The sequence below is a fragment of the Pantoea sp. Fr-CA_6 genome, assembly GCF_024520895.1.
GTDB classification, from domain to species: Bacteria; Pseudomonadota; Gammaproteobacteria; order Enterobacterales; family Enterobacteriaceae; genus Pantoea; species Pantoea agglomerans.
On sequence record NZ_JALNPO010000004.1, the window covers coordinates 265,427 to 288,907 of the forward strand.

Here is a 23,481-nt window from a genome sequence, read left to right on the forward strand (position 1 = left end):
ATGGATTCTTTTTCCCGGTCTGAAATTCACTTATTCCTTCGTCCTGTAGCCTTCTGAAATATCAGTTGTGGGCGGGCTTTCATGCTGTAAATCCGCGTTAACCTGTCTTCAGTCTGTCTTCCTGATTACGCACGTATCGCCGCCGAAAATGATAACGAAAAGATTTCCCTGCTGGTGAAGATAGCGGCTGCAATGAGCGCTTCCGTCAGCGGTAGCCCGGAAGTGACAGCTACTATCTGTGCGGGATCGATCCGCGATTTGTTAATCAGACCGTCACGCCGCCAGATGGCACACAGAAGACTGATGCCGGAACATGCATCACCGCTAGCGGCGGCTTCAGCTTCACGTTCGGCAGCATGACCGGCTCCGCTGGCCTCAGCCTGAGCCAGAGCAAAGTGAACAGTGAGTATGCCAGCGTCGGCGATCAGAGCGGCCTGTTTGCAGGGAATGGTGGCTATGACATCTATGTTGGCAACCACACCCAGCTGAATGGCGCGGTGATCGCCTCAACGGCGCAGTCCGCGAACAATGCGCTCTCCACCGGTACGCTGGGCTGGTCTGACATCGACAACCACGCTTCTTACAAAGCCAGTAGCTCATCCATCAGCATGGGTGGAGGTAACGAAGATAATAAAATGTCAGGCGGTGCGATACCAACCTCTGCTAATACCCATGGCAGTGCATCTGGCACCACCCGTTCAGCAGTGGCGGACGGTACCATCACGGTACGTAACGGTCAGGCTCAGACACAGAACGTCGCCGACCTGAGCAGAGATACCGACAACGCCAACGGCCATATCGACAAGATATTCGACAAGGATAAGGTCGCACGCAAGCTTGAGTTTGCACAGGGAATGCAGGAGCTGGGTCAGCGCGTAGCAGGCGATGTCAGCAGCTACAAAATGCAGGCTGCTGAGGATGAAACCAGAGAAAGGTTGCTGAAAGCAAACCCGCAACTTGCTGGTTATTCAACCGATGCATTAAACACTTTAATCGTAAATGATCCCGGCTATAAGGCCGTTGCAGAAAAGTGGGGCACAGGCGGCAGCTATTCCATGGCAGCAGCAGCGGTAACTGGCGTGCTGGGTGGCCTTGGCGCAGGTAACCTGGGTGCAGCTGCAGCAGGTGGAATGGCGCCTTACATCGCCAATAAAATTAAGCAAGCTACCAGCAAAGTTGTCGACGGACAGGAGCAGACTAACGTCCTGGCTAACACCATGGCGCACGCAGTTGCGGGTGCCGTACTGGCGCAGCTTGCGGGCAACAACGCAACAGCGGGTGGCGAGCTGATGGCCAGAGCTATCCTCAACTCAATGTATCCCGGCAAGCAGGCCAGCGAACTGACGCAGGAAGAGAAGCAGGTTGTCAGCGCACTCGGCCAGCTGGCTGCGCAACTGTCCGCGGGAGTGGCTTCTGGTTCTGTTGACGGTGGGATTCAGGGCGCGGTTGCGGGTAAAAATGCGGTTGAGAATAACGCGCTGAGCTTTGGTACGGGTATGAACAGCTACGGTGCGGCAGTAAAATCCTGGAACCAGTATGCGGAAGTTAATGGTCTTACGCCGGAGCAGAAACAGGCAGGGCTGAATCGTATTGCTGTTGGCGAAGGGCCTTCCTGGGGTACTGAGTATAAGGTTAAACCTAATGGAAAAGTTGAGGTTTCAGGTGGTGTGGGACTTGCTTTGAAAGGAGGATCTGAGATTAATAATGATTACTTATCTATTTCTTCAGGATACACTAAAGAATTTGGTATTAAGGCTGGAGCTTCGATCGGTATTGACTTTGGCCCATATTTCCCAGGATTGTTTGGAGACTTAAATCGTGATTATTCAACTAGCATAGGTTTTGGTCCCGGTTCTGTAGGAATGTCTGGCGGAAAAGATGGAATTGGTATTTCCTTTTCTATTGGACCAAGTATTGGTTTTACAGGTTCTGCCACTGGTTCTCATGACGAAAAATTAGATCTGAACGGTGACTCTACTAAGGAAATATATCACTATGATTTCAAATGATATTATTTTAAATGCATCATCATTTATGTTATTGTTTTTTTTATTTTTATGGGGTGGGTGTTTTTTTATTTTTGTTTATAGGGATCTTGGTGGCGCTAAGGTAGGTAAGGATTCCTTGCTCTATTTCAATTATATGTTTTTTAAACGAGATGTTTTATCAAATTGCGCATTGGTTTTTCTTATTCTTGGATATATAGCGGCAGCGATAGCTGAATATAGAAGGGAGGCCGATAACTTATTGTTAATATCTAATTTGTCCGGAGGTTTTTCATTTCTTCTCTTTGCACTATATGGAAAGTATTTTCACCAAGGATTAACTGATGATGAAAAACCATTTTATTTCATTAAGGTTTTTTTGACAAAGTCAGACCTATCCTTTGGCTCGATTTTTCTTTGGCTATCAAGACTGACGTATATAACTTGGCTAATTGTATTTATTAGCAATTAAATAATGTAATAGGAAATAATATTCTGGGAAGTGATTATGTTGAGTTGCAGCCATTAACATGGCAATCGCCCGGCAAAAGTCATTGCATTAAATGCAATAAAGCCTGGTGTTATGGATTATGAAAGGAATGTGATGGGAGCAAGCGGCATTGTTGCTGGCAGTAGTAAAGGATCGACACAACCAGTCAATATAACTCAAGAGTCTGCTATTTTTAATAAATATTTATAATAAAGTAGATATATTATGGAGAATATTTACTTAGGATTTTTATTTAAAACTACACCTAATCGAATTACTAGTGGCGGAAAGTATCCACATAAAAATAATTTTTCAGTATTCAGAAACTATCCTGATCGCACGACAGGAATATCTGGCTTGCCCAACCAACCTAATGGATACTATAAAGAATATGTTCATCCAACTCCGGATATACCAAGGCCAGGACCTCAGCGAATCATCGTTGGGCAAAATGGTGAGGCTTATTATACGAATGATCATTATAAGACGTTCATAAAAATCAGGTGATTATGTAATGAGTGTGTTTAAATATGAAGATAAATCAGTGTGTTATGGAAAGGGCGCTGTATTTTTAGCCAGGATCGATCCAAACATCGCTGACACTGACGAGTTGCTAAGATCCCTCTATTATTTACTTTGGTTTCCCGGGTATTTTGGCTTCAATTGGAACGCCCTCTATGATTGTTTACGCGATCTGGATTGGATTAGTGAAAATAAAGTAATGATTGTGCATGAGTCTTTGCCCGGCATTCCGGACTCTGATTTACGTATATATTTAGAAGTTTTAAAAGATTGCATCCTAGATTGGGTTAATGATGAAAAACATCAACTTGAAGTTTATTTCAATGAAAAAGATCAGGGTGAAATCGAAAGATTATTACCATCTTGTAACATTATTAACTCAATGTAAGATCCCGACTTATGACGGGATCTCTACTTGTAAGTTTTTAAAGCCCATCTTCCCGCCTCGGTGATCGGGCTATTCTTATTGCCTCTGTTATCCCAGAGCAAGGCAAGCAGGTACACGCTTGTTATATTCTAAAGATGGGTTACTGTATATCACTACAGACCATTATGAAACGGCGACATCAATTGGGAAATGGAAGTAATAAGGGGGCTATATGTATCGTAATATCATAATTGAAGGTGATGAAGTGGATTCAGAACGCGATTTCCATCGTGTAATAGCTAATGCTTTAGATTTTGGTGAGTATTATGGTAACAACGCTGATGCTCTTTGGGATATGTTAAGCTCCGGTATGGCTTGCGGTGTGTGTATAAATTGGAAGAAATCTTCCGTTTCCCGAAAAAAATTAGGATCCACTTTTGATGTTATTGTTCATCTATTTGAGAAAACTAAAGATAGGTATCAGGGCAAAGGGAATGAAAAAGAATTTGAATTTATTCTCGAGTGAATTTCAATTTTTTGATGAGGTTTTGTTATCCTGGTTAAATGCTGCGCCATAAATATATGGGTGGCTGAATTGGCTAAGTTACTAATATATTTAGCGTTTCTGGCTGGTAAAGCCCTCAATAAATGCCAAAATGGTCATTAAGTCATTACACCCCGGATATCTCTGGCGCATATTGCTAATATGAAGTTGCAGCCATCATGGTGATGCTTCATTTGTAAATTATTTAGTTACACATCCTTAACCAACTCAACATTAACAGCTCAAACCATTTGGCTAATTATTTCCTTACAATGCTGGTCAAAAATCTAAAAGATAAAAGCCCAATACTTTCGCAGCAGGCTTTTATCTTTCACTAGCATCACGCTTAGTGCATTAACTGACTAACCAGTCCGGTAAGATCGGCTTTTTTATCCACGACGCCCGCCGTTGACGCTTTATCCACCAGCTGCGGCAGATATTTCGCCAGCAGATTCAGTGCATCGCTGGTGTTGATGCCCATCCGCGCAGCCAGCTGCTCAATCGCCTCAGAGTTAATCATCTTCTGCACCAGGTCGCTGCTCAGCGCAATGTTCTGCTCATCGCCCAGCCAGGAGTTAACCATTTCACTGTACTCGCCGCTCTGCAGGTGACTCACGATGGTATGTAAACCGCCTTGCTGCTCAACCCACTCCAGCACACCTTTCACTTCCTGGCTGGTCTGATTATTCAGGCCGCACATGGCCAGTACTGTTTCCAGTAAACTCATTCTGTTATCCCCTTTGAAGTAATCTATTAAGACTGTTTACACGCTCTGATTTTATGAATGACAAACAGCGCAATAATTGAACCCACGGTGGCAATAGCAATGCTGTAAATATTGAAGCCATTGACCTTGCCAAAACCCAGAGCGGTACTGACTACACCGCCAATCAGCGCACCGATAATACCCAGAATAATGGTCATGAAAATGCCCATATGTTCTTTACCTGGCATAATACATCTGGCGATAATGCCGGCAAGTAATCCGAATACAACCCATGACAATATACCCATCATTAATATCCTCTGTTTTTATATTAATTACAGCAACGTTTAGCAGTGGTTTAACCCATGAATTAAAAGCAGGTGTATCGTACGCCGCGTAGTGTTTGCCTGGCAATCCTGTTTTCTTTATTAAACTAAACGTATCAGAAACGATAGGGGAGTAAATATGAGCATTCTGGATAATATTAAAAATATAGGCGATGAGTTGTTACATGCTGTAGATAAAAATGTTGAAGATAAGTCTGTAACCGCCGCAGAGAGTAATCGTACATATACGGTTAAATCAGGCGACACGCTCAGCGCCATCGCAAAGCAGTTTTACAATGATGCGTCCCAGTATATGAAAATCTTTGAGGCGAATAAAAACCTTCTCAGCAGCCCGGATAAAATTGCACCGGGTCAGGTACTGACCATTCCTGATTAATAATTCGTCAATAGTATGAGCCAGCTGGCGCAAATATTGCCCGGCTGGTTTTTTATTTAAAGCCAGCTTGTCATTACACCATGACAGGGTTGCGCCAGACAGCCTGCGTTGATTCAGACTTAACGGTGGTCTCGGTAACAGCAGCAGACGAGCTGAGATGAACAGTCAGACAGGAAGAGAATACTGGGATCGCTGAAAAGCAAAAAACCCGCTCAGGTTTCCCTGAGCGGGTTTTTCTAATCTGGCTCCTCTGACTGGACTCGAACCAGTGACATACGGATTAACAGTCCGCCGTTCTACCGACTGAACTACAGAGGAATCGTGTGAACGAGGCGAATATTAACGGCGTCGCTCTAAGGTGTCAACAGCAAAAAATACATTATCATTCAACTGGCTAGCTTTAACGCAAAGCGATCGTGATTTAAGCAGTTTGCGCAGTGTCAGCGGCGATTCTGGGCAGGGGATCCTGCTGGTAAAACTGGCGCAGATGCTGATACATGGCGGGAAAGCGTTCGGCCAGCAAAGCCGGAGCCGTAAAGAAATATTCAGAGAGCACGGCGAAGCACTCAGCCGGATCGCTGGCGGCGTAGGGATCAATCGTGGCGGCCAGTTCACCCACCAGTTCAACTTCACTCTCAATCTCCGCCATCGCGGCACGCAAATCCTTCTCCCAAAGTGCGACGTCACGCAGCGACATGACCGGAATACCGCTGGTGTAACCGCTGCCGCGGGCATCCAGCTTGTGCGCAACTTCGTGGATCACCAGATTAAAGCCGGAGAGATCGAACGAGTCCTGAATATCGAGCCAGTTCAGTACGACCGGCCCCTGCGTCCAGCTCTGTCCGGCGTGAACCGCAGGCGCGCTGTGAACCAGCCCATCGTCATCCTGCCACTGATCGTCCACCTCGAACGGCTCGGGATAGATCAGCACATCGTGGAAACCGTCCAGCCACTCCAGACCCAGTTTCAGCACCGGCAGGCAGAACAGCAGGGCGATCCGCACACTGCGCAGTTCATCCAGCTGAACACCGTCGAGCTGCACCAGCTTTTTCTGCTGCAGAAAGCGCTGCGCCAGCTCAACCAGCGCCTGCTGTTCAGCCTCATCCAGCTGGCTGAATATCGGCTGCGCCAGCCCATGCTGCCATGGCAGCGCGGCCAGGGTGGCGTCGTTATGCGTTTTCCAGGGCCATTTAAACATCGCAACTCCCGCACAGAACCGGACTATTTCGCTATCCTGACGCGCCAGACATAAAAATGCCAGCATCGAAACACCATGCTGGCACTGTTCATCTGGCGACAGGGCTAAGGGCCGTCTATTCAACCTGTTAGCACGGTCGTTGTCTGTGATTCAGCCCGCAAAGCGTGGGGCCGGGGCGTCAGTTGCGCTCAATACGATGAAACTCAATTACCCACACCCAGGGATTCACTTCCCAGCTGGTCGCACCATACTGTTTTTCCCAGGCTTTGCGGTACGCCTCTTTGGGCGATTCAGAATTGACGTTCATGGTGAAGAAGTTGTTGAGGAAGTGCGAATCGGTCTGCACACCTTCCGCCATAATGTCATCTTCACTGATGTCCTGAATTTTCTCGGCGCGCACGCCGGTAATTTCCAGATTGATGCGGCTGGCCCAGCGCGGCATATGAATGGCGGTTTGCCAGCCAAACTGTTCCGCTTCCGGCGTGCTCAGTGCATGCTGGCCCAGCTCGTTGCTGTCTGCACGATACTGGCAATATTCTGGCTGGCGGAAGGGCGTCGGGTCGCGTTCATAATCGGCCAGATGCTGCTCGGGTACCATCGGGCCACGCCAGGTTTCACGCACCCAGAGCACGTCACCCGGTTTACCGTAAGGACACTGATAGCTGATGTCCGTCATCGACATCATTTTATAACCATGCAGATGATTAGCACTCACATCGAAAGCGTGTACGCCCTCGTGATGATCCTGTCCCGGACCGAAAGCCTGAGTTTTCATAATGCGCCGGGTTTGCGTTTGCTGGCCAACCAACAGGGCACGAACACGCTGTTCGGAAAAAAGAATCGGCCGTTCTTTCATGGATTACCTCTTTTTATTAGTAGAACCCGGTTACTGCTGTAAAAGTCCATTTGCTTCACATCTGAGAGTTATCATAAAAGCTTTAAATCATTTTGCTTAATAATTTGTCGGCTGACTGTCACTGTATAATTGTCACTTTAGTAGTTAAAAACCAGCAAAATGCAAAAAGCGCACCAAAGCTTATCACGCAACTGGCAAAAAGCGACGAATAGCCCGGATACAGTACGTTATAACCGTAAAAATAGGAACCTTTTCAGACTTTTTCACCTGTCATAACGTGCAGTTTTACACTTAATCGCGTGACAAAAAAACGCTGAGCATGAGGCAGGAAGTTGGTTAAGATCGAACCAAACATTACGCCTGTTAAACTAATTTTCTTAGCAGCAATTCACTGAGGAAAGACTGAAAACAGCCGAAATTGCGGTTATTGTGTAACAGAGATGCTATACAGATGATCCAGGTCTCATTTTTCTGCCCGGAATTGCTGGCAGCGCTGCTCTTTTCAACTGCACTGTAAAAAAAGTGTCATTAGCCAGTCGCTATGATGGCTTGCCGTTTGCGCACTGATCGCGACAGAAAAACTGCTGTCGATCACTACAGGGAGATAGATTATGTCACTTACACTCTGGCAATCTCGCTATGAAAGCTGGTTTCAGGCGAACTGGATCCACGACGACGGCGCGCACGATATCGCCCATCTGCGGCGTGTCTGGATAAGCGCACAGCGAATCATGAACGGCACGCCCGCAGATCCGCTGGTGGTGCTGACCGCCTGCTATTTTCACGATGTGGTGAACCTGCCGAAGAATCATCCGGAACGTCATCTCGCCTCTACCTATGCCGCGACGGAAACCCAGCGCATTCTGCAGCAGGATTTTCTCGATTTCCCGGCTGAAAAGATTGATGCCGTGATGCATGCCGTTAAAACACACAGTTTCAGCGCCGGCATACCGCCTCAGACGCTGGAAGCTAAAATTGTACAGGATGCTGACCGGCTGGAGTCGCTGGGCGCGATCGGGCTGGCGCGGGTCTTCTACACCGCTGGTGCGCTGAATCGGCCATTATTCGACAGCCAGGACCCGCTGGGTAAAGATCGCGAGCTGAATGATGTTAAGTGGACGCTGGATCATTTCCAGAAGAAGCTGCTACGTCTGCCGGAAACCATGCACACTGAAACCGGTCGCATGCTGGCTGAGCATAACGCAGATTTCCTGGTGCGCTATATGGCGAAGCTTTATGCCGAGCTGCAGGGCAATCTGGTGGGTATGGATGAGGGTGTGCTGCGGGACTTCACACCTTTACAAACCGAATATTAAATTTTTGTGACAGTATGTTAATCGAAACGGTCATCCGGTAGCTTGTAGCAATAACAAAAAGGAGCTGCCCGATGACTGAAACTGTTAATTTAACAATTAAAATTGATCCTGAGCTGAAAGAAACGATTAAACAGCTGGCGCTGGAAAATCAGATTTCGATGAGCCAGGAGATTGTGCAACGTTTGCAGGCCAGTCTGGAAACGCATCCACATCCGGCGATTGATAACCAGGATATCACTGAAGAGGGGACTGAGGGATCCAGTGCCGCTGACGTGAAGACCGATGCATTAAGTGCAACAGAGCTGAAGCAGATTCGGCTGCTGCTGAAGAAGCAGAGCAAGAAGAAGAAATAAAACAGAAACCCGTCGCCAGACGGGTTTTTACTTTTCAGGGTTTGCTGAAACCGGCTAAATCTGGCCGCAACTCAATACCTCAGCATACCTCAGCGCGCAGGGAACAGGGTCAGATAAGGAAAGCGTCCCGCGCCAGGGACGGCGCGGGCCGAGCGGTCATGGATGACAGTTTTTGCGTCTTTCCGATCTGACCCTGTTCCCTGAGCAGGCTCGATCTCACCGCTAATCTGGCCAGGTTTTACAGGAACCTGAAACCCGTCGCCAGACGTGTTTTTTCATTTCACGGTGCTTACGACTTCAGCTGACGGATATGTGGCAGTAACAGCTGAGCCACCGCTGCAAACACAGGCACTACCACCGAGTTACCAAACTGCTTATAAGCCTGGGTATCCGAAACCGGAATGCGGAACGGCTCGCGTCCTGGCACATCAAAGCCCATCAAACGGGCGCACTCGCGCGGGGAAAGGCGGCGTGGCCGACGCGCCATGTTATCGGCATCCTGAAACTCCGCTTCGCCCAGCGCACTGTCCCAGCCGCGATCGATCAGAATCTCTGAGCCATCTTTGTAGTAACGTGCTGACAGCGTACGCACGCAGCAGTCGGGATTACGCGGATCGTTGAGGCCAAAGCCAAAGCCATTGCCTTTGGCTTTATGTTTTTTCGCATACTGATAGAGGTAGCGCCACAGCACCGGTGACAGGATATATTTGTCGTCCGGCGCACTCTCCAGCAGGCTCTGCAGGCTGGGTACCTGCGCCGGGTAGAAACGGCGGATATCGCGCAGCGTAAAATCCTGCTTTTTCAGATCACGGCGAATACCCACCAGCACAATGCGTTCGCGATGCTGCGGCAGGAAGTGACGCGCATCGATCACTTTGGCATCCGGGCTGCTGGCACCCGCATCCGCAACGTCATACCCCAGCTCATCCAGCGTTTCCATGATAATGGCGAAGGTGCGGCCCTTGTCATGGCTCTTGAGGTTTTTCACATTCTCCAGCACAAAGAACGGCGGCTTCTTGGCAGCCAGGATACGGGCCACATCGAAAAACAGCGTGCCCTGTACCTGACACTCAAAGCCATGTGCACGACCCAGCGCATTTTTCTTGCTGACGCCCGCCAGCGAAAAGGGCTGGCAGGGAAAACCGGCCAGCAGCACCTGATGATCGGGGATTGCCGCATCAATCGCGCGGTATATCGCTTCATCGTCAGTCAGACCTTCCGGCTGGGTGACCTGACGGATATCGGTATTGAAGTGATGCTCCAGCGGATCGCTGTAGTGGTTGGCTTTGTAAGTGCGGACCGCCTCTTTATTCCATTCACTGGTAAACACGCACTTGCCGCCGATCGCCTCGAACCCCTTACGAATGCCGCCAATACCGGCAAAGAGATCGATAAAACGAAATTCAGGATTATCATAATGGGCGGGACGGGACGGCAGCAGCCCCTGTAACAGCGACAGTTCCGCTTCACACAACGGTGGCAGGGCGGTTTTACCCTGACGAATCCGGTTCAGGAGTGCCGGCGTCCAGCAGGAAAATCCTGCCTGCTGCAGGCGGGACGTGAGATCACGAACCGAATAGATTGCCAGCACCTGCTGAAAGAGTTCAGACGCATCAGCAGATGAAAGTGCAGCAGAGAGTGGTTCAGCGAGGGCGGCGGGATGCATGCGTTTTTCCTTAACAGTAAGGTGCCTATGCTATCACTCCAGACGCTGTGAGGAAATTGCCTGGATGTGCCCTGTGTCAGCCCCCGGAATGTTCTGTTTTTGCGGCGCACTGTGTGAAGTCGTCGGGCGGCGGCTTTCACTTTTCGTGGCGCAGACTAAAGTTGAAGTACCAGCAAAAAAGGAGAGGTTATGGCTGATGTTCACTCCAGCGAAATACGCAGCAAAAATATGCGTGCCATTCGCGCTCAGGATACGGCCATTGAGCAACGTATTGCGCTGCTGCTGAAAGATCGGGGATTCAGCTTTCGCGTGCAGGATAAAAACCTGCCGGGACGGCCCGATTTCGTTCTGACAGAACATCAGGCAATTATTTTTGTTCATGGCTGCTTCTGGCATCGTCATCACTGCTATCTGTTTAAACTGCCAGCGACACGCACAGAATTCTGGACCGGCAAAATCAACAGCAACGTTGAACGTGATCGGCGTTATGTGCGACAGCTACAGGAGAGCGGCTGGAAAGTGCTGATCATCTGGGAGTGTGCGCTACGTGGCAAACTGCGCCTGACGGATCAGGACCTGCTGGAGCGGCTGGAGGAGTGGCTGCTGGCGATGCCGGAGAGTGCCGAAGTCGACCATCAGGGCATTCATCATTACAACGCCGATTGCTAATCACAGACATAATTGGTTAGATCTGCGCTTTCTCCGTGGCCAGGAGCCTGAAATGAGCAGCATAAAACTGACGGTAAAACGCCTTTACCAGATTCGTGACGAGCGGATGGTGAATACCAAAGCGACCGCGCGGGTTTACTGCGGTGACAGGCTTGTCGCCACGGAGGAGATCACCGGCATGACCGAAAGCCCGGTCAGCAAATATCTGCATGCTGAAGGAGCAGCAGGCGAGACGGTGCGGGTAGAGTGGGATTGTGAGGGCATCGCCGAGATGACCGTTACGGAAATTGAGCGCTGCCCATGTTGTCAACATAACGAACCAGACTAAGGATAAGATTTTGGCGGGAACCAGTTTACTGACTTTACTTGATGATATTGCAACACTTCTGGACGATATTTCCGTCATGGGGAAAGTGGCGGCGAAAAAGACCGCTGGCGTACTGGGCGACGATCTGTCGCTGAATGCTCAGCAGGTCAGCGGCGTGAAAGCCAACCGTGAGCTGCCGGTAGTATGGGGCGTTGCCAAAGGATCGTTTCTTAACAAACTGATCCTGGTGCCACTGGCGCTGATTATCTCCGCGTTTGCGCCCTGGCTGATTACGCCGCTGCTGATGATTGGCGGTGCCTATCTCTGCTACGAAGGCGTGGAGAAGGTGATGCACAGTTTGCAGCATGACAAGCAGAGCAAATCACCGGAAGCGCGTCAGCAGCGACTCGATTCGCTGGCGAATCAGAATGCGGCAGAGTTTGAGAAGAAGAAGATCAAAGGCGCGGTTCGCACCGATTTCATTCTGTCAGCCGAAATTGTTGCGATTACCTTAGGCATCGTGTCGGAATCGCCGCTGCTCAACCAGGTAATTATCCTGGCGGGCATCGCTATTCTGGTTACGGTGGGCGTTTACGGCATCGTGGCGGCCATCGTCAAAATTGATGACTTCGGATTCTGGCTGCGTGAAAAACCGTCACGCCTTGCGCAGGGCTTGGGTAGCGTGCTGCTGACTGCCGCGCCCTGGCTGATGAAGATCCTCTCGGTGGTCGGTACCATCGCCATGTTCCTGGTCGGCGGCGGTATTGTGGTGCACGGCATCGCACCACTGCATCATCTGATCGAGGAAGTCAGCAGTGGCTTCAGCGGCTGGATCGCTATGCTGCTCAGCAACGGCGCAAACCTGGTGCTCGGCTTTATCATTGGGTCGATCGTGCTGTTAGTGGTCAACCTTATTGCCAGAGTGCGCGGAAAATCGGTATAAAGCGCACTGTGATTTACGGTCAGGAGAATGACGATGAACGACGACATGTTTGAATTTGATATCGACGCACAACTGGAGCAGGCTGAAGCGAAAGCAGAGAAAAAAGCCAGCGAAGTGCCGGATGATCTCGGCGACGAAGCCGATTGCGAAGGCTGTAAAATCTGACGTCAGCGTCAATACTTCATCAAAGCGGATAAGTTTTTTTATCCGCTTTTTTTATTTTCCGCATATCCAGCTGATTAATTCCGAATTTGCCCTTTTTTTGCGTGCCTTAACAGGCAGGAACGTTATTCGCCTGCTATAAAGAAAATAATCACTCAGGTTAATAACACTCAGGTTAATAAAAGGAGCGCATCATGGTTTTCGCAATCAGTGAAGAAGTACAGCATAAGGAAGAGGGGCAGACGATGGTAGTGACCGGCTACGCGAGTGGCATGGTGGAGTGCCGCTGGTATGATGGCTATGCCGTGCGCAGCGAAGCCTTTCGCAGCGATGAACTCTGCGCCCTGAATCCCGCGCAGCAACTGGCGGGCTGACAGCATCAGGCCTGTGGGTTCTGCTACCCGCCAGGCCCGGTTTCTGCTTTTTCTGGCCCGGCACGCTCCCTGTGCCGCCCTGTTTTCAGACGTTACCGTCGTTATCTTCTTCAACCGCCTGATAGATCCGCTGCAGCACATCCGGGAAGGCTGACTGGACGCGACTCCAGCTTGGTATAAACGGCTTATCGTTAGGACGCTCAATAAACGCCTGACCCGCTTCCAGAATCGACTGGGTAAACATCTCTACCGCTGCCTCTTCCACATGCTGATCAAACTTCAGCCCGTTCATCGCCGCCTCGTGGTTATAGGTCTCCATCATATCCAGCGCATTACGATAATAGGTTGCTTTCAGCACCCGGAACGAGTCGCTGGTCAGCGGCACACCCATGGTGGCGAGCTTGCGCAGCAGTGACTGGACGATATCGCTGCTCATGCGCTTCAGGCCGCCGGTGCCGTCATCTTCAGCCAGCGGCTGATGCTTATGATCGTAGTTATCGGCGATCTCAACCTGGCACGACTGGCGGGTGGTGTAGTTACGGTAAATCTCTGACAGCACGCCAATCTCCAGCCCCCAGTCGCCGGGGATTTTAATCCCGTTCAGCACATGCGTCCGCATGGCGAACTCCCCGGAGAGCGGATAGCGGAAGCTCGACAGATATTCCAGGTATTCTGAATGGCCATAAACTTTCTGCAGCGATCGCAGCAGCGGACCCACCAGCAGACGTCCCACGCGGCCATTAAGCTTGCCATCCGCGACGCGCGCATAAAACCCCTTACAGAACTCATACTGAAACGCCGGGTTCGCCACCGGGTAGAGCAGGCGTGCCAGCATTCCGCGCTCATAGGTGACGATATCGCAGTCATGCAGTGCCACACAGCTGGTACGGTCTGACGCCAGCGTATAGCCGGTGCAGAACCAGACGTTGCGACCTTTGCCGGGATTAGTGGGTGATAAACCCTCTTTATCCAGCTCGGCATCAATCGCCTTCAGACGTGGGCCATCGTTCCACAGAATGCGATGCCGTTGAGGCAGACGGGAGAAAAACTCGCGGGCAAACAGGAACTGGTCGCGGTCGGCACGATCCAGCCCAATCACAATTTCATCCAGATAGGGCACTTTAGCCAGTTCATCGACGATTTTCGTCAGCGCCGGGCCTTCAAGTTCGGAAAACAGCGATGGCAGGATCAGCCCCATTTTGCGTTTGCGGGCAAAGCGTACCATCTCTTTTTCCAGCGACTCCACGCTACGGTGGGTGAGGTTGTGAAAGTTGGTGATTACGCCATTCTGATAAAAGTCACTCATCGCATCATCCTTTTAATGCCCGTGGGCAGCTCATTGAGGTTGAGTCAAAAAATAGTCCAGTCCTTCACGCCAGCCCTCAGGGCCATGGTGAGCTGTGTGATAGATCTGCTGCTGATCGGATCGGCTGAGTGTCACCGGTGTTTTACTGTAGCCCTTAATTACGACCGCATAATCAACCGCATCCAGCATCGGCGCATCGTTAGGGCCGTCACCCAGTCCGATGGTCACGCGTGCCTCACCGGGTGAATGCGCCAGCAGCCAGCGCAGGGCTTCGCCTTTGCCGCTGCCCGCAGGCATCACATGCCAGAAACGCCCGCCCTGGGTCAGCGCCAGGCCCTCTGCACGCAGTGCGTCATGGAACTGGTCAAACGCCTCGTCACTGTCGCGCCAGACAATCACTTCTGACGCATCGCGCTGACGCGACAGTTCTGCATCCGCCTCGCTCAGGCCGGTCATCGAGGCCACTTCCGGATCAGAGAAGTCATGGAAGCCGGTAAAACGGTACGCTGTTTTCAAGGCAGCCAGCCGCTGGCAGATAGCGTCATAGGTCAGTGTGTTATCGGGCAGGCGGATACGCTGCTGATCGTGCGTTTGCACCACGGCACCGTTTTCAGCAATAAACGGTGAACCGCTGATGCCAAGCCTTTTTTGCAGCGGAATAATCTCGGCTGCCGTTTTACTGGAACAGATCACCAGCGGAACGGCGTACTGCCTGAGCGTGGTGAGCCATTCGGTGGCCGCATCCCAGCGATAGGTATGATGGTCAAGTAATGAACCATCCAGATCGGTAATTATCATTAACGGCTGGTGGAGATCGGGCATTTACAGGCTCCTTTCATCACATTCGCGGCTAAAGCGGCGATTTTTCAATATTATAGTTGAATATGGCTCACACTTTTTTTCCTGCCACGCCGGCTGGAAATCCAGGATAATTCTTAAAACGAAACCGCAGTAAAAGTGGGTATGCAAGAAGTGTGCAGGGCTAAGTCACTGGCGGGCGCGGTGTTTTTGGTAACAGTCGCTCCATAATCACCCGATCGGTTGCAGAAACGTGCATATCTGATGCTTGTTTCGGAGTCGGGAAAGGGTAATCTGCAGAGGTGTTAAGAATTCCCTGGTGTAACGAATTGATTTTTTACCCGGCCTTCCCGCCGGGTTTTTTTTGAAATCGATTTCAGCGGTTCGCTTCATAGGCGCGATAATCACAAATATCAATTTCAAACGCCTCCGCCAGTTCGCTATAGGAGTGGAAAACCCGGCCTTCTACTTCCAGCCGTGGTGTCTGATCCTGCTCCATATACTCCCGTACCTCTCCCGACGTTCTGGCCTGAATTGCCGCCAGTAAACCTTCGACATCAATCTGCAGATCGGATGGCTGAGCATCGCCGTGCTGTTTTTCGTCTGTCATTTTCTGACTCCTGAGAGCAAACAGAGTAATCAGTATAGAACGCAGGGCAGAAAGGCGGGAGCGGAGAGATCGCAGGCAAAAAAAAAGCCCGCGCTGCGCGGGCAAAATCCTTGTTACTTTCAGGTTGGCTGCACCTATGGGGTGGTGCAGTGAGAAGAGTTTAAAGGTCTGACGCGTAAGAAGTCTTGCGGTGAAATGTTAAGGAATTGCAAAAGTTTCTCCTTACTCAGATTTACCTGACTTTTCGACTAAACAGAGCAGATTCAGCTATAGTTAACGATAAAGCTGATTTTTATCAATACCTAAAGGAATGGTTATGGACATCTTACGAATTATTATCGCTATTCTGCTGCCACCACTGGGCGTATTTATGCAGGTCGGTTTTGGCGGCGCCTTCTGGCTGAACATCCTGCTGACACTCTGTGGTTATATCCCCGGTATCATCCACGCCGTCTGGGTCATTGCTCGCCGCTAACGCGCTGCATCACCACTGTTCTTCGTTTAGACTGTACTCAGTCAATAATCTGGAGAACCGAAATGAAGGTAAATGACCGCGTCAGCGTCAAAACCGATGGCGGCCCGCGTCGTGCTGGCACCATTCTGGCTATGGAGCCGTTTAATGAAGGCACCATGTTCCTGGTGGCGCTGGAAGATTATCCGCTGGGCATCTGGTTTTTTAACGAGACCCACCAGCCGGATGGCATTTTCGTCGAGCCTTACCACGAAGCCTGAGCCTGACGCGCAATAAAAAAGCCGCCTTTCCGTTTGCCGGAAAGGCGGCTTTTTGCTGTCGGAGATTACGCGGCTGACATCAGCCGCTGACGGTTAACCGCTATAACCTCAGAAGGTTTCCCAGTTATCGCTGCCGCCTGCCAGCGCCGGACGGGGGGCCAGAGCCGGTGTCTTTAATGGTGAAGAGACACGTGCAGCCACACCTGTGGTTGCAGGCGTGTCCTGCAGGCGGAATGCCGCGACCGCCTGCGTCAGTTTACCCGCCTGATCTTCCAGCGAGGCCGCTGCAGCGGAGGCTTCTTCCACCAGCGAGGCGTTCTGCTGGGTGACGTTATCCATTTCGGTGACCGCCTGGCTCACCTGCTGAATACCGCGGCTCTGCTCGTCTGACGCCGCCGCAATCTCCGACATAATATCGGTAACGCGACGTACGGCTTCGACAATCTCACCCATGGTGCTACCGGCTGCGCCAACCTGATGCGAACCGTCATTGATCAGCGTGACGGACTCAGCAATCAGCGATTCAATCTCTTTCGCCGCCTGTGCACTGCGCTGGGCCAGATTACGCACTTCGCTGGCCACCACCGCAAAGCCACGACCCTGCTCACCGGCACGCGCCGCTTCTACCGCCGCATTCAGCGCCAGGATGTTGGTCTGAAACGCAATACTGTTAATGACGTTGGTGATCTCAGCGATTTTTTTCGAGCTGCCGGAAATATTGGTCATGGTTTTCACGACGCTGTTCACCAGCTCGCCACCGCTGCGCGCTTTGCCCGAGGCATCCGCGGCCAGCTGGCTGGCGTGATGCGCATTCTCGGCGTTCTGCTTCACCGTAGCGGTAAGCTGTTCCATGCTGGCTGCGGTCTGCTCCAGTGCCGCAGCCTGCTGCTCGGTGCGTGAAGAGAGATCGGTGTTACCGGCTGAGATTTCGCTGGAGCCCTGGTAAATCGCGACGGCGCCTTCACGCACCGTACCAACGGTGGTCACCAGCGCCTGCTGCATCAGTTGCAGGTTATGGATGAGCGTACCAATCTCGCTGCGGCCATGGGGCAGGGGAGCGGAGGTCAGATCACCCTGCGCAATGCGTTCGATACGCAGCACCGACTGACGCAGCGGACTAATCACCACGCGGCGCAGGAAGACAAAGGTCAACAGCACCAGCACCAGGGCGGCACTGAATGCCACGGCCATGGAGATAAAGCCGATGCGTGACTGTTGATCGGCCTGGGCGGTAATGGCATTGGCGCGATCAGTTCGGATCTTGATCGCCTTCAGCAACACCGCGTTATAGTCGTCATCCAGCTTGCGGGTGACATCGGTCTCCTGAGCGATGATGCCCTCAAAGCTGCCCTGTTTACCGGATTCAATCATCGGTATCAGGCCTTTGGTAATGTAATCGTTGAAGCGAGCCTGCAGCGTGGCATCCAGTTCCATATCCGCGGGCGTCTTAACTTCACGAGCCTGATAAATCGCGAAGCCAGCTTTTGCCTGCTGGATCCGTTTTTCGGCGGCGGCAATATTGGCGCGAAACTCGTCCATTTCACCAATACGCGCGGCGGCACCGGCCTGAATAATGGTCAGGCGCGCAGTACGCAGGTGGTTTGAACTGTTAGAGAGGCCCATACGAACCTGAATTTCGTCCGTGGCATCATCGAGGGAGTGATTGCCGGAAATCAGAAAGTAACTGGCGACACCAATACAGAGTGCGAACAGCAGCAAAATGCCGCCGAAGATCAGGCTAAACAGCGGCACCAGGCGGAGATTCTGCCAGATGCCTGCGCTTTTCTGTCCATTATTATCTCGTGCAGTGTTCATATCCTTGCTCTCTTGAGGCTGTTGTTATAAGGCATAACATCGGCAAAAGAGCGTAAAGGCTTAGCAGTAAGAGTGAGACCTGGATCGCAATTCCGGGCAAAAAAAAACCGGCCAGAGAGGCCGGTTCTTCAGATGTTATGATCAGCGGATATTAACGTAAATACCTGAAGTCACATTATCCGTTAAACGCACCACATGATAAATAACCTGCTTATTATGGGTTTTGATTTTGCGTTTAATATTACCTTTGTGTGACGATACCGTTTTGGCCTTAATTTGCATTTTATCTGAGATCTGGATGGTATCATGACCTGACATCCACATCTTCAGCATGTTTGACTCAGTCTGGCTCAGCGTTAATGGATGTACATCCATGCCCGAAGAGATACGCGCAGACTGGTTAAGCTTCTTCTGCAAATAGGTGCTGAGTAAGGAGTCCAGGGTCGATGTCTTCATCGATTTTGATGTAATAATCAGGTTCTTACGAACGTAGAGATATTCCTCAAAATGGATATTGCTAATCGCCATGAATATAAAGAACAGCGTATCAGGATGCTGCGTAATAATGCTGCGGATACGTTCACTGGAATCGGATTCATGAATGAAGCAATCTTCATTAATAAAGACGACACCAGGGTTTAATTGCTCACATTTTTGCTGTAGTTGCTCAATATCGGAGACAGAAGAGATATTCTTCTTCTTAACTCCTTTTAAAGACATGTAGTCTGATAATCCCAGGCGTGTGTAGTTGCAGGAATCCATAATAATAGTTGGCATAATAGCGACCCTCACCAATTTGTTATCCGTTTAAATCAACGATGAATACGCGTTGCGGTACGAGAGAGATTTCTTAGGTACTTTTTTATTCTGCTCGTGCAGTTTGGCAACAGGCAAACGCCCGTAAAAGTCTTCATCCCTGACCCGTTCTGCAAAAAATTTGTGCTGCCATGACGTCACACATTCTCCGGCCATGGCGGGGAATGCCAGTGAAATGTCGGAGGTTAAGTAAGACTCATTTTTTTGGGAGCCAGGTCACTATCCTTGAAAACGCGGAGTTTTCTGATAGGACAATTCTCAAAAACATTTGTTTTACGAAAGTGTGATGTCTCAGCGTGCGTTGACAATGCCGGAAAAAACATTTTTTAACAAGAAAAATCACTTAAAGATTTTTTTCTTGTAAATTCAGTGTCTTGTCGATTTTGCCTGCACATTCACAGTCTGACCGCTCCTGTGAACCACCCCACTAAAATACGCGAAGCCCGGTTTAATAAGAATTATTTTCAGACTCTCCGCACGTTTATCAGAATTTCCTTAGTTGCATTCTGGAAAACATGGTTCGGAAAATGCACGGATGGTTTTGCGATACTTAAGTATCGTTATGCAAAGATAGTTAGAAACTTAATGTTCAGGGACGGGATAGTTCTGTCAGGAACACGGCGAGTAAATCAAATACTTCACCGAACAAATGCTCACAGAACGGGGCTAGCAGAGGCATCAGCAAGCTGATGGTTAAAATTCCGACTGATAAGGTAATCGGGAAGCCAATTGCGAAGATTGATAACTGTGGTGAAACACGGTTTAACAAACCCAGTACCAGATTTACCATGAGTAACAAAACGATTAAGGGCAGCGCTAACATCATGCCATTAAGGAAAATTAATCCGCCAGATTTCACCAGCGCCATAAACGCATTGGCATTTAGCGGCTGACCGCCAATCGGCAGCGTATGAAAACTGTCCGCCAGCAGCGAGATCAGCCACAGGTGTCCGTTAAAGGTCAGGAACAGCAACATCGCCAGCATGTCGAGAAAACGGGCCAGCACCGGCATGTTAAGACGGCTGCCAGGATCGAAAAAGGTGGCGAACGAGATGCCCATCTGTAAACCAATCACTTCCCCGGCAAGGCGCACGGCAGCAAAAGCGAACTGCATGGTGAAGCCGAGTGCAATACCAATCAGCATCTGCTGAATCAGTAGCAGGAAGCCTTCAGGGGAAAACAGGGTGACATTGACCGCAGGTAACAGCGGCATCAGCAGCCAGGTGATCATCACCGCCAGACCGATTTTGACACGTTTGCTGACGGATCGTTCATTGAGGATCGGTGCGGTGGCGAATAGCGCCATGATGCGCACCAGAGGCCAGAAGAACTGGCTGACCCATTGAACCAGCTGGCTGCTGTCGAGAGTAATCATCAGCCGATGATGTAAGGCAGGTTGGTAAAGACGGTGCGGATATAGTCCAGCAGCAGATTCAGCATCCACGGGCCGGCAATGATTCCGGTGGTGGCAACCGCCAGAATCTTAGGAATAAAGGATAAGGTCTGTTCGTTGACCTGGGTCGCGGCCTGGATCAGGCTGATCAGCAAACCGCTGACCAGTGCGGCCAGCAGCAGCGGGGCGGCCAGCATCAGGGCGACGCGCATCGCTTCCTGTCCCATTACCATTACTGATTCGGGTGTCATGTGTTGCTCCGGTAAGAAAAGGGGGATCAGGAGTAGAAGCTTTGCGCCAGTGAACCGACCAGCAGTTGCCAGCCATCGACCAGAACAAACAGCATCAGTTTAAACGGCAGCGCGATGGACGCTGGCGGGACCATCATCATCCCCAGCGCCATCAGCACGCTGGCAACCACCAGGTCGATGATCAGGAACGGGATAAAGACGGTAAAGCCAATCTGGAAAGCCGTCTTCAGCTCGCTGGTAACATAGGCGGGCAGCAGAATACGCATTGGCACCGCTTCAGGACCGGCAATCGGGGCGGTATTCGCCAGACGGGCAAACAGGGCTAAATCCGCTTCACGGGTCTGACGCAGCATAAACTCGCGCAGCGGCTGGGCACCTTTATCAATCGCCACTTCCATGCTGATCTTGTCCTGGCTGAACGGCAGATAGGCATCCTGATAAATCTTGTCGAAGGTCGGCGCCATAATAAAGAAGGTCAGAAACAGCGACAGTCCGAGCAGCACCTGGTTAGGCGGCGCAGAGGGCGTGCCCAGGGCGTTACGCAGCAAACCAAACACAATGATGATACGGGTGAAGCTGGTCATCATCAGCAGCACGGCCGGAATAAAGGTCAGCGCAGTGATAAAGACCAGCGTCTGTACCGGCAGTGACCAGCTCTGACCGCCATTCGGCAGCGAGTGACTCACCAGACCCGGCAGCTGGGCATGGGCAACCGGTGCCAGTAACAACAGTGGCAATAAAGGAAGCAGTCGACGCATCATTGTGGTTTTCCGGGACGTTTAACCAGGTTCTGTAACAGCTGACGAAAATCCTGTGGCGCACTGTTAACCGGCGTCACAGAGACCGGTTCACCCGGCGGCAATGTATGCAGATGGGTAATCTGCTGTGCGGTGACGCCCAGCACCAGACGCGCATCAGCGGTATCGACAATCACCACCCGCTCGCGCTGGCCCACTGAGACGCTGGCTGTGAGTTTAAGCTCCTGGCCGCTGACCTTTTTCGGCGCGAAGCCGACACGGCGTGCCAGCCAGGCGCAGGCCAGAATCAATAAGATAATCACGGCTAACACGCTGCTGACCTGGGCCAGCATGGAGCCGGTCGAGATCGCCTGAGCGTGCGGTGCAGCCGGTTGCAGCGTTTGATTCTGGCTATTCATAATGTAACTCTTTAGCGACTCAGGCGACGCATACGTTCAGATGGGGTGATGATGTCAGTGATGCGCACGCCATATTTGTCGTTCACCACCACCACTTCACCCTGAGCAATCAGATAACCGTTGATCAGGATATCCAGCGGCTCACCCGCCAGGCCATCCAGTGCCACCACTGAACCCTGCGCCAGACGCAGCAGCTCTTTGATGGTCATTTTGGTGCGACCCAGTTCCACGGTGAGTTTCACCGGGATATCCATAATCAGATCGATATCCTGCAGCGATCCAGCGACGTTGCCGCTGTCGAATGATTTAAAGACTTCGTCGGTCTGCGGCGCACTGCCGCTGCCGACCTGCTCATTCATCGCTTCAGCCCACAGATCGTCCGCAGAGATATCGTCAGACGGTTTATTACTGTCAGTCATGGGGCTGTTCCTCGTTCAGCGAATTCAAAATCGGGTTAATCAGGTGTTCGACACGGAGCGCGTACTGACCATTCATCGTGCCATATTGGCTGGTTAAGACCGGGACGCTATCGACATGGGCGATAATGCGTTCCGGCTTCTCAATCGGCAGCACATCACCGGGTTTCAACTGCAAAATCCGTGACAGACGCAGTGAGGTTTCGGCAAAGTGCGCGATCAGTTCCAGCTCAGAGTGCTGCACCTGTTTGACCAGGTTGTCGCGCCAGTGGTTATCTTCCTGACGTGAGTTTTCGAGCGGTGGGTTCACCAGCAGCTCGCGCAGCGGTTCAATCATTGAAAACGGGATACAGATATTAAACTCACCCACCAGGTTACCAATCTCCACCTGGAACGGCGTGTTAACCACGATGTCGTTCGGTGAAGTGGTGATGTTGGTGAACTTTACCTGCATCTCTGAACGTACATACTCGACGTCCAGTGGATAAATGGCCTTCCATGCGTCGCTGTAACCATCCAGCGCCAGCTTCAGCATGCGGCGAATAACGCGCTGCTCGGTATGGGTAAACTCACGGCCTTCGACTTTGGTCGGAAAACGTCCGTCGCCACCAAACAGGTTGTCGACAGCAATAAACACCAGGCTCGGTGAGAACACCACCAGCGCGGTGCCGCGCAGCGGCTTCAGGTGGATCAGGTTCAGGTTGGTTGGCACCGGCAGATTGCGGGCAAACTCGTGATACGGCTGAATCTTGATCGCCCCGACGCTGATATCCGGGCTACGGCGCAGCAGGTTAAACAGCGCCATACGGAAACTACGGGCAAAACGCTCATTAATAATCTCCAGCGCCTGCAAACGCTCGCGAACCACACGGCGCTGGGTGTTCGGATCGTAAGGACGAATATCGCCTTCCGGTCCGTTTTGTTTCTTTTCTTCTTCCGCACTGCCGCTGTCGCCGTTTAAAAGGGCGTCAATTTCAGCCTGGGAGAGAATGCTATCGCCCATTGAT

General features: G+C 51.0%; 31 protein-coding genes and 1 tRNA gene. 15 read left to right on the plus strand and 17 right to left on the minus strand.

Annotated features, from left to right (window positions below; genetic code table 11):
- Window positions 1–356 precede the first annotated feature (356 nt).
- The 5 genes from NR201_RS09735 to NR201_RS09755 all read left to right on the plus strand — a co-directional run bounded on the left by NR201_RS09735 (window position 357) and on the right by NR201_RS09755 (window position 3,890).
- Entirely contained in the window at window positions 357–2,009 is a 1,653-nt protein-coding gene (locus tag NR201_RS09735; protein ID WP_256849717.1) for a polymorphic toxin type 25 domain-containing protein, read from the plus strand.
- Entirely contained in the window at window positions 1,996–2,457 is a 462-nt protein-coding gene (locus NR201_RS09740) for a hypothetical protein (protein ID WP_033788414.1), read from the plus strand. Before NR201_RS09735 ends, NR201_RS09740 begins: the two co-directional genes overlap by 14 nt.
- A 243-nt stretch (window positions 2,458–2,700) precedes the next feature.
- Window positions 2,701–2,982 carry a ribonuclease domain-containing protein gene (locus tag NR201_RS09745; protein WP_256849718.1) on the plus strand — a complete coding sequence of 94 codons (282 nt, stop codon included), beginning with the start codon at window positions 2,701–2,703 and terminating at the stop codon, window positions 2,980–2,982.
- Window positions 2,983–2,989: 7 nt separating this feature from the next.
- Window positions 2,990–3,385: a barstar family protein gene (locus NR201_RS09750; RefSeq protein WP_033788416.1), complete on the plus strand. Its 396-nt coding sequence runs from the start codon at window positions 2,990–2,992 to the stop codon at window positions 3,383–3,385.
- Between the two features lie 211 nt (window positions 3,386–3,596).
- Complete coding sequence (locus tag NR201_RS09755) at window positions 3,597–3,890, plus strand: barstar family protein (RefSeq protein ID WP_033788418.1); 294 nt, start codon at window positions 3,597–3,599, stop codon at window positions 3,888–3,890.
- Window positions 3,891–4,254: 364 nt separating this feature from the next.
- On the opposite strand, the gene NR201_RS09760 is transcribed toward NR201_RS09755, so the two are convergent.
- Together NR201_RS09760 and NR201_RS09765 are read right to left on the minus strand one after the other, a co-directional pair.
- The gene (locus tag NR201_RS09760; protein WP_154210054.1) at window positions 4,255–4,635 is read right to left on the minus strand and encodes a YidB family protein; all 381 of its coding nucleotides are present in this window, start codon (window positions 4,633–4,635) and stop codon (window positions 4,255–4,257) included.
- Between the two features lie 26 nt (window positions 4,636–4,661).
- A complete protein-coding gene (locus NR201_RS09765; RefSeq protein WP_256849754.1) occupies window positions 4,662–4,922 on the minus strand; it encodes a GlsB/YeaQ/YmgE family stress response membrane protein in 261 nt (86 codons plus the stop codon).
- Between the two features lie 157 nt (window positions 4,923–5,079).
- Here NR201_RS09765 and NR201_RS09770 point away from each other — a divergent pair, with 157 nt between their 5' ends.
- A complete protein-coding gene (locus NR201_RS09770) occupies window positions 5,080–5,337 on the plus strand; it encodes a LysM peptidoglycan-binding domain-containing protein (protein ID WP_010670864.1) in 258 nt (85 codons plus the stop codon).
- A gap of 242 nt (window positions 5,338–5,579) precedes the next feature.
- Here the strand turns inward: NR201_RS09770 and NR201_RS09775 are convergent.
- From NR201_RS09775 to NR201_RS09785, 3 genes are all read right to left on the minus strand, one after another.
- Window positions 5,580–5,655, minus strand: a tRNA-Asn gene (locus NR201_RS09775).
- Window positions 5,656–5,758: 103 nt separating this feature from the next.
- Entirely contained in the window at window positions 5,759–6,535 is a 777-nt protein-coding gene (gene mtfA / locus NR201_RS09780; RefSeq protein WP_256849719.1) for a DgsA anti-repressor MtfA, read from the minus strand.
- A gap of 178 nt (window positions 6,536–6,713) precedes the next feature.
- Window positions 6,714–7,391, minus strand: coding sequence for a hypothetical protein (locus tag NR201_RS09785; protein ID WP_163851859.1), 678 nt, complete (start codon window positions 7,389–7,391; stop codon window positions 6,714–6,716).
- 611 nt (window positions 7,392–8,002) lie between these two features.
- Between NR201_RS09785 and NR201_RS09790 the strand changes: the two genes are divergently transcribed.
- Together NR201_RS09790 and NR201_RS09795 are read left to right on the plus strand one after the other, a co-directional pair.
- Window positions 8,003–8,707 carry a phosphohydrolase gene (locus NR201_RS09790; protein WP_158131607.1) on the plus strand — a complete coding sequence of 235 codons (705 nt, stop codon included), beginning with the start codon at window positions 8,003–8,005 and terminating at the stop codon, window positions 8,705–8,707.
- 71 nt (window positions 8,708–8,778) lie between these two features.
- Window positions 8,779–9,060, plus strand: coding sequence for an Arc family DNA-binding protein (locus tag NR201_RS09795; protein WP_010247717.1), 282 nt, complete (start codon window positions 8,779–8,781; stop codon window positions 9,058–9,060).
- Window positions 9,061–9,349: 289 nt separating this feature from the next.
- On the opposite strand, the gene dcm is transcribed toward NR201_RS09795, so the two are convergent.
- Entirely contained in the window at window positions 9,350–10,726 is a 1,377-nt protein-coding gene (gene dcm, locus NR201_RS09800) for a DNA (cytosine-5-)-methyltransferase (protein ID WP_249654635.1), read from the minus strand.
- 189 nt (window positions 10,727–10,915) lie between these two features.
- Here dcm and NR201_RS09805 point away from each other — a divergent pair, with 189 nt between their 5' ends.
- The 5 genes from NR201_RS09805 to NR201_RS09825 all read left to right on the plus strand — a co-directional run bounded on the left by NR201_RS09805 (window position 10,916) and on the right by NR201_RS09825 (window position 13,181).
- The gene (locus NR201_RS09805; protein ID WP_010247714.1) at window positions 10,916–11,395 is read left to right on the plus strand and encodes a very short patch repair endonuclease; all 480 of its coding nucleotides are present in this window, start codon (window positions 10,916–10,918) and stop codon (window positions 11,393–11,395) included.
- A gap of 52 nt (window positions 11,396–11,447) precedes the next feature.
- Complete coding sequence (locus NR201_RS09810; RefSeq protein ID WP_010247711.1) at window positions 11,448–11,723, plus strand: hypothetical protein; 276 nt, start codon at window positions 11,448–11,450, stop codon at window positions 11,721–11,723.
- A 10-nt stretch (window positions 11,724–11,733) separates the two neighbouring features.
- Window positions 11,734–12,645, plus strand: coding sequence for a DUF808 domain-containing protein (locus tag NR201_RS09815; protein WP_033758176.1), 912 nt, complete (start codon window positions 11,734–11,736; stop codon window positions 12,643–12,645).
- Between the two features lie 33 nt (window positions 12,646–12,678).
- Window positions 12,679–12,810 carry a hypothetical protein gene (locus tag NR201_RS09820; protein WP_003854444.1) on the plus strand — a complete coding sequence of 44 codons (132 nt, stop codon included), beginning with the start codon at window positions 12,679–12,681 and terminating at the stop codon, window positions 12,808–12,810.
- Between the two features lie 191 nt (window positions 12,811–13,001).
- Window positions 13,002–13,181 carry a YodC family protein gene (locus tag NR201_RS09825; protein ID WP_010247703.1) on the plus strand — a complete coding sequence of 60 codons (180 nt, stop codon included), beginning with the start codon at window positions 13,002–13,004 and terminating at the stop codon, window positions 13,179–13,181.
- Between the two features lie 85 nt (window positions 13,182–13,266).
- Here NR201_RS09825 and NR201_RS09830 read toward each other — a convergent pair whose 3' ends face one another.
- The 3 genes from NR201_RS09830 to NR201_RS09840 form a co-directional block, all read right to left on the minus strand.
- On the minus strand, window positions 13,267–14,487 hold the full coding sequence (locus NR201_RS09830; protein WP_010247700.1) for a glycosyl transferase: 1,221 nt from the start codon (window positions 14,485–14,487) through the stop codon (window positions 13,267–13,269).
- Between the two features lie 30 nt (window positions 14,488–14,517).
- Complete coding sequence (locus tag NR201_RS09835) at window positions 14,518–15,309, minus strand: mannosyl-3-phosphoglycerate phosphatase-related protein (RefSeq protein ID WP_022625472.1); 792 nt, start codon at window positions 15,307–15,309, stop codon at window positions 14,518–14,520.
- A 352-nt stretch (window positions 15,310–15,661) separates the two neighbouring features.
- Complete coding sequence (locus tag NR201_RS09840; RefSeq protein WP_010247694.1) at window positions 15,662–15,895, minus strand: DUF2525 domain-containing protein; 234 nt, start codon at window positions 15,893–15,895, stop codon at window positions 15,662–15,664.
- Between the two features lie 316 nt (window positions 15,896–16,211).
- Between NR201_RS09840 and NR201_RS09845 the strand changes: the two genes are divergently transcribed.
- Together NR201_RS09845 and dsrB are read left to right on the plus strand one after the other, a co-directional pair.
- Window positions 16,212–16,370 (plus strand): YqaE/Pmp3 family membrane protein, encoded by a 159-nt coding sequence (locus NR201_RS09845; RefSeq protein WP_010247691.1) that lies wholly within the window; start codon window positions 16,212–16,214, stop codon window positions 16,368–16,370.
- Between the two features lie 62 nt (window positions 16,371–16,432).
- The gene (gene dsrB, locus NR201_RS09850) at window positions 16,433–16,627 is read left to right on the plus strand and encodes a protein DsrB (RefSeq protein WP_256849720.1); all 195 of its coding nucleotides are present in this window, start codon (window positions 16,433–16,435) and stop codon (window positions 16,625–16,627) included.
- A 108-nt stretch (window positions 16,628–16,735) separates the two neighbouring features.
- Here dsrB and NR201_RS09855 read toward each other — a convergent pair whose 3' ends face one another.
- The 8 genes from NR201_RS09855 to fliM form a co-directional block, all read right to left on the minus strand.
- Window positions 16,736–18,442, minus strand: coding sequence for a methyl-accepting chemotaxis protein (locus NR201_RS09855; RefSeq protein WP_033778944.1), 1,707 nt, complete (start codon window positions 18,440–18,442; stop codon window positions 16,736–16,738).
- Between the two features lie 141 nt (window positions 18,443–18,583).
- The gene (gene rcsA, locus NR201_RS09860; RefSeq protein ID WP_010247685.1) at window positions 18,584–19,219 is read right to left on the minus strand and encodes a transcriptional regulator RcsA; all 636 of its coding nucleotides are present in this window, start codon (window positions 19,217–19,219) and stop codon (window positions 18,584–18,586) included.
- A 628-nt stretch (window positions 19,220–19,847) separates the two neighbouring features.
- Window positions 19,848–20,633 carry a flagellar biosynthetic protein FliR gene (fliR, locus tag NR201_RS09865; protein WP_010247683.1) on the minus strand — a complete coding sequence of 262 codons (786 nt, stop codon included), beginning with the start codon at window positions 20,631–20,633 and terminating at the stop codon, window positions 19,848–19,850.
- Window positions 20,633–20,902 (minus strand): flagellar biosynthesis protein FliQ, encoded by a 270-nt coding sequence (gene fliQ, locus NR201_RS09870; RefSeq protein WP_003854466.1) that lies wholly within the window; start codon window positions 20,900–20,902, stop codon window positions 20,633–20,635. The genes fliR and fliQ overlap by 1 nt, the downstream gene beginning before the upstream one ends.
- Window positions 20,903–20,928: 26 nt before the next feature.
- Complete coding sequence (fliP, locus tag NR201_RS09875) at window positions 20,929–21,660, minus strand: flagellar type III secretion system pore protein FliP (protein ID WP_010247675.1); 732 nt, start codon at window positions 21,658–21,660, stop codon at window positions 20,929–20,931.
- Entirely contained in the window at window positions 21,660–22,058 is a 399-nt protein-coding gene (gene fliO / locus NR201_RS09880; protein ID WP_010247672.1) for a flagellar biosynthetic protein FliO, read from the minus strand. Before fliO ends, fliP begins: the two co-directional genes overlap by 1 nt.
- A gap of 11 nt (window positions 22,059–22,069) precedes the next feature.
- Window positions 22,070–22,477: a flagellar motor switch protein FliN gene (gene fliN, locus NR201_RS09885; protein ID WP_010247669.1), complete on the minus strand. Its 408-nt coding sequence runs from the start codon at window positions 22,475–22,477 to the stop codon at window positions 22,070–22,072.
- A complete protein-coding gene (gene fliM / locus NR201_RS09890) occupies window positions 22,470–23,477 on the minus strand; it encodes a flagellar motor switch protein FliM (protein WP_003854473.1) in 1,008 nt (335 codons plus the stop codon). The genes fliN and fliM overlap by 8 nt, the downstream gene beginning before the upstream one ends.
- Window positions 23,478–23,481: the final 4 nt, after the last annotated feature.

Coding starts and splice junctions, on each gene's coding strand:
- NR201_RS09735 (WP_256849717.1), top strand. CDS start 357: ATGACCGGCTCCGCTGGCCTCAGCCTGAGCCAGAGCAAAGTGAACAGT.
- NR201_RS09740 (WP_033788414.1), top strand. CDS start 1,996: ATGATTTCAAATGATATTATTTTAAATGCATCATCATTTATGTTATTG.
- NR201_RS09745 (WP_256849718.1), top strand. CDS start 2,701: ATGGAGAATATTTACTTAGGATTTTTATTTAAAACTACACCTAATCGA.
- NR201_RS09750 (WP_033788416.1), top strand. CDS start 2,990: ATGAGTGTGTTTAAATATGAAGATAAATCAGTGTGTTATGGAAAGGGC.
- NR201_RS09755 (WP_033788418.1), top strand. CDS start 3,597: ATGTATCGTAATATCATAATTGAAGGTGATGAAGTGGATTCAGAACGC.
- NR201_RS09760 (WP_154210054.1), bottom strand. CDS start 4,635: ATGAGTTTACTGGAAACAGTACTGGCCATGTGCGGCCTGAATAATCAG.
- NR201_RS09765 (WP_256849754.1), bottom strand. CDS start 4,922: ATGGGTATATTGTCATGGGTTGTATTCGGATTACTTGCCGGCATTATC.
- NR201_RS09770 (WP_010670864.1), top strand. CDS start 5,080: ATGAGCATTCTGGATAATATTAAAAATATAGGCGATGAGTTGTTACAT.
- mtfA (WP_256849719.1), bottom strand. CDS start 6,535: ATGTTTAAATGGCCCTGGAAAACGCATAACGACGCCACCCTGGCCGCG.
- NR201_RS09785 (WP_163851859.1), bottom strand. CDS start 7,391: ATGAAAGAACGGCCGATTCTTTTTTCCGAACAGCGTGTTCGTGCCCTG.
- NR201_RS09790 (WP_158131607.1), top strand. CDS start 8,003: ATGTCACTTACACTCTGGCAATCTCGCTATGAAAGCTGGTTTCAGGCG.
- NR201_RS09795 (WP_010247717.1), top strand. CDS start 8,779: ATGACTGAAACTGTTAATTTAACAATTAAAATTGATCCTGAGCTGAAA.
- dcm (WP_249654635.1), bottom strand. CDS start 10,726: ATGCATCCCGCCGCCCTCGCTGAACCACTCTCTGCTGCACTTTCATCT.
- NR201_RS09805 (WP_010247714.1), top strand. CDS start 10,916: ATGGCTGATGTTCACTCCAGCGAAATACGCAGCAAAAATATGCGTGCC.
- NR201_RS09810 (WP_010247711.1), top strand. CDS start 11,448: ATGAGCAGCATAAAACTGACGGTAAAACGCCTTTACCAGATTCGTGAC.
- NR201_RS09820 (WP_003854444.1), top strand. CDS start 12,679: ATGAACGACGACATGTTTGAATTTGATATCGACGCACAACTGGAGCAG.
- NR201_RS09825 (WP_010247703.1), top strand. CDS start 13,002: ATGGTTTTCGCAATCAGTGAAGAAGTACAGCATAAGGAAGAGGGGCAG.
- NR201_RS09830 (WP_010247700.1), bottom strand. CDS start 14,487: ATGAGTGACTTTTATCAGAATGGCGTAATCACCAACTTTCACAACCTC.
- NR201_RS09835 (WP_022625472.1), bottom strand. CDS start 15,309: ATGCCCGATCTCCACCAGCCGTTAATGATAATTACCGATCTGGATGGT.
- NR201_RS09840 (WP_010247694.1), bottom strand. CDS start 15,895: ATGACAGACGAAAAACAGCACGGCGATGCTCAGCCATCCGATCTGCAG.
- NR201_RS09845 (WP_010247691.1), top strand. CDS start 16,212: ATGGACATCTTACGAATTATTATCGCTATTCTGCTGCCACCACTGGGC.
- dsrB (WP_256849720.1), top strand. CDS start 16,433: ATGAAGGTAAATGACCGCGTCAGCGTCAAAACCGATGGCGGCCCGCGT.
- NR201_RS09855 (WP_033778944.1), bottom strand. CDS start 18,442: ATGAACACTGCACGAGATAATAATGGACAGAAAAGCGCAGGCATCTGG.
- rcsA (WP_010247685.1), bottom strand. CDS start 19,219: ATGCCAACTATTATTATGGATTCCTGCAACTACACACGCCTGGGATTA.
- fliR (WP_010247683.1), bottom strand. CDS start 20,633: ATGATTACTCTCGACAGCAGCCAGCTGGTTCAATGGGTCAGCCAGTTC.
- fliQ (WP_003854466.1), bottom strand. CDS start 20,902: ATGACACCCGAATCAGTAATGGTAATGGGACAGGAAGCGATGCGCGTC.
- fliP (WP_010247675.1), bottom strand. CDS start 21,660: ATGCGTCGACTGCTTCCTTTATTGCCACTGTTGTTACTGGCACCGGTT.
- fliO (WP_010247672.1), bottom strand. CDS start 22,058: ATGAATAGCCAGAATCAAACGCTGCAACCGGCTGCACCGCACGCTCAG.
- fliN (WP_010247669.1), bottom strand. CDS start 22,477: ATGACTGACAGTAATAAACCGTCTGACGATATCTCTGCGGACGATCTG.
- fliM (WP_003854473.1), bottom strand. CDS start 23,477: ATGGGCGATAGCATTCTCTCCCAGGCTGAAATTGACGCCCTTTTAAAC.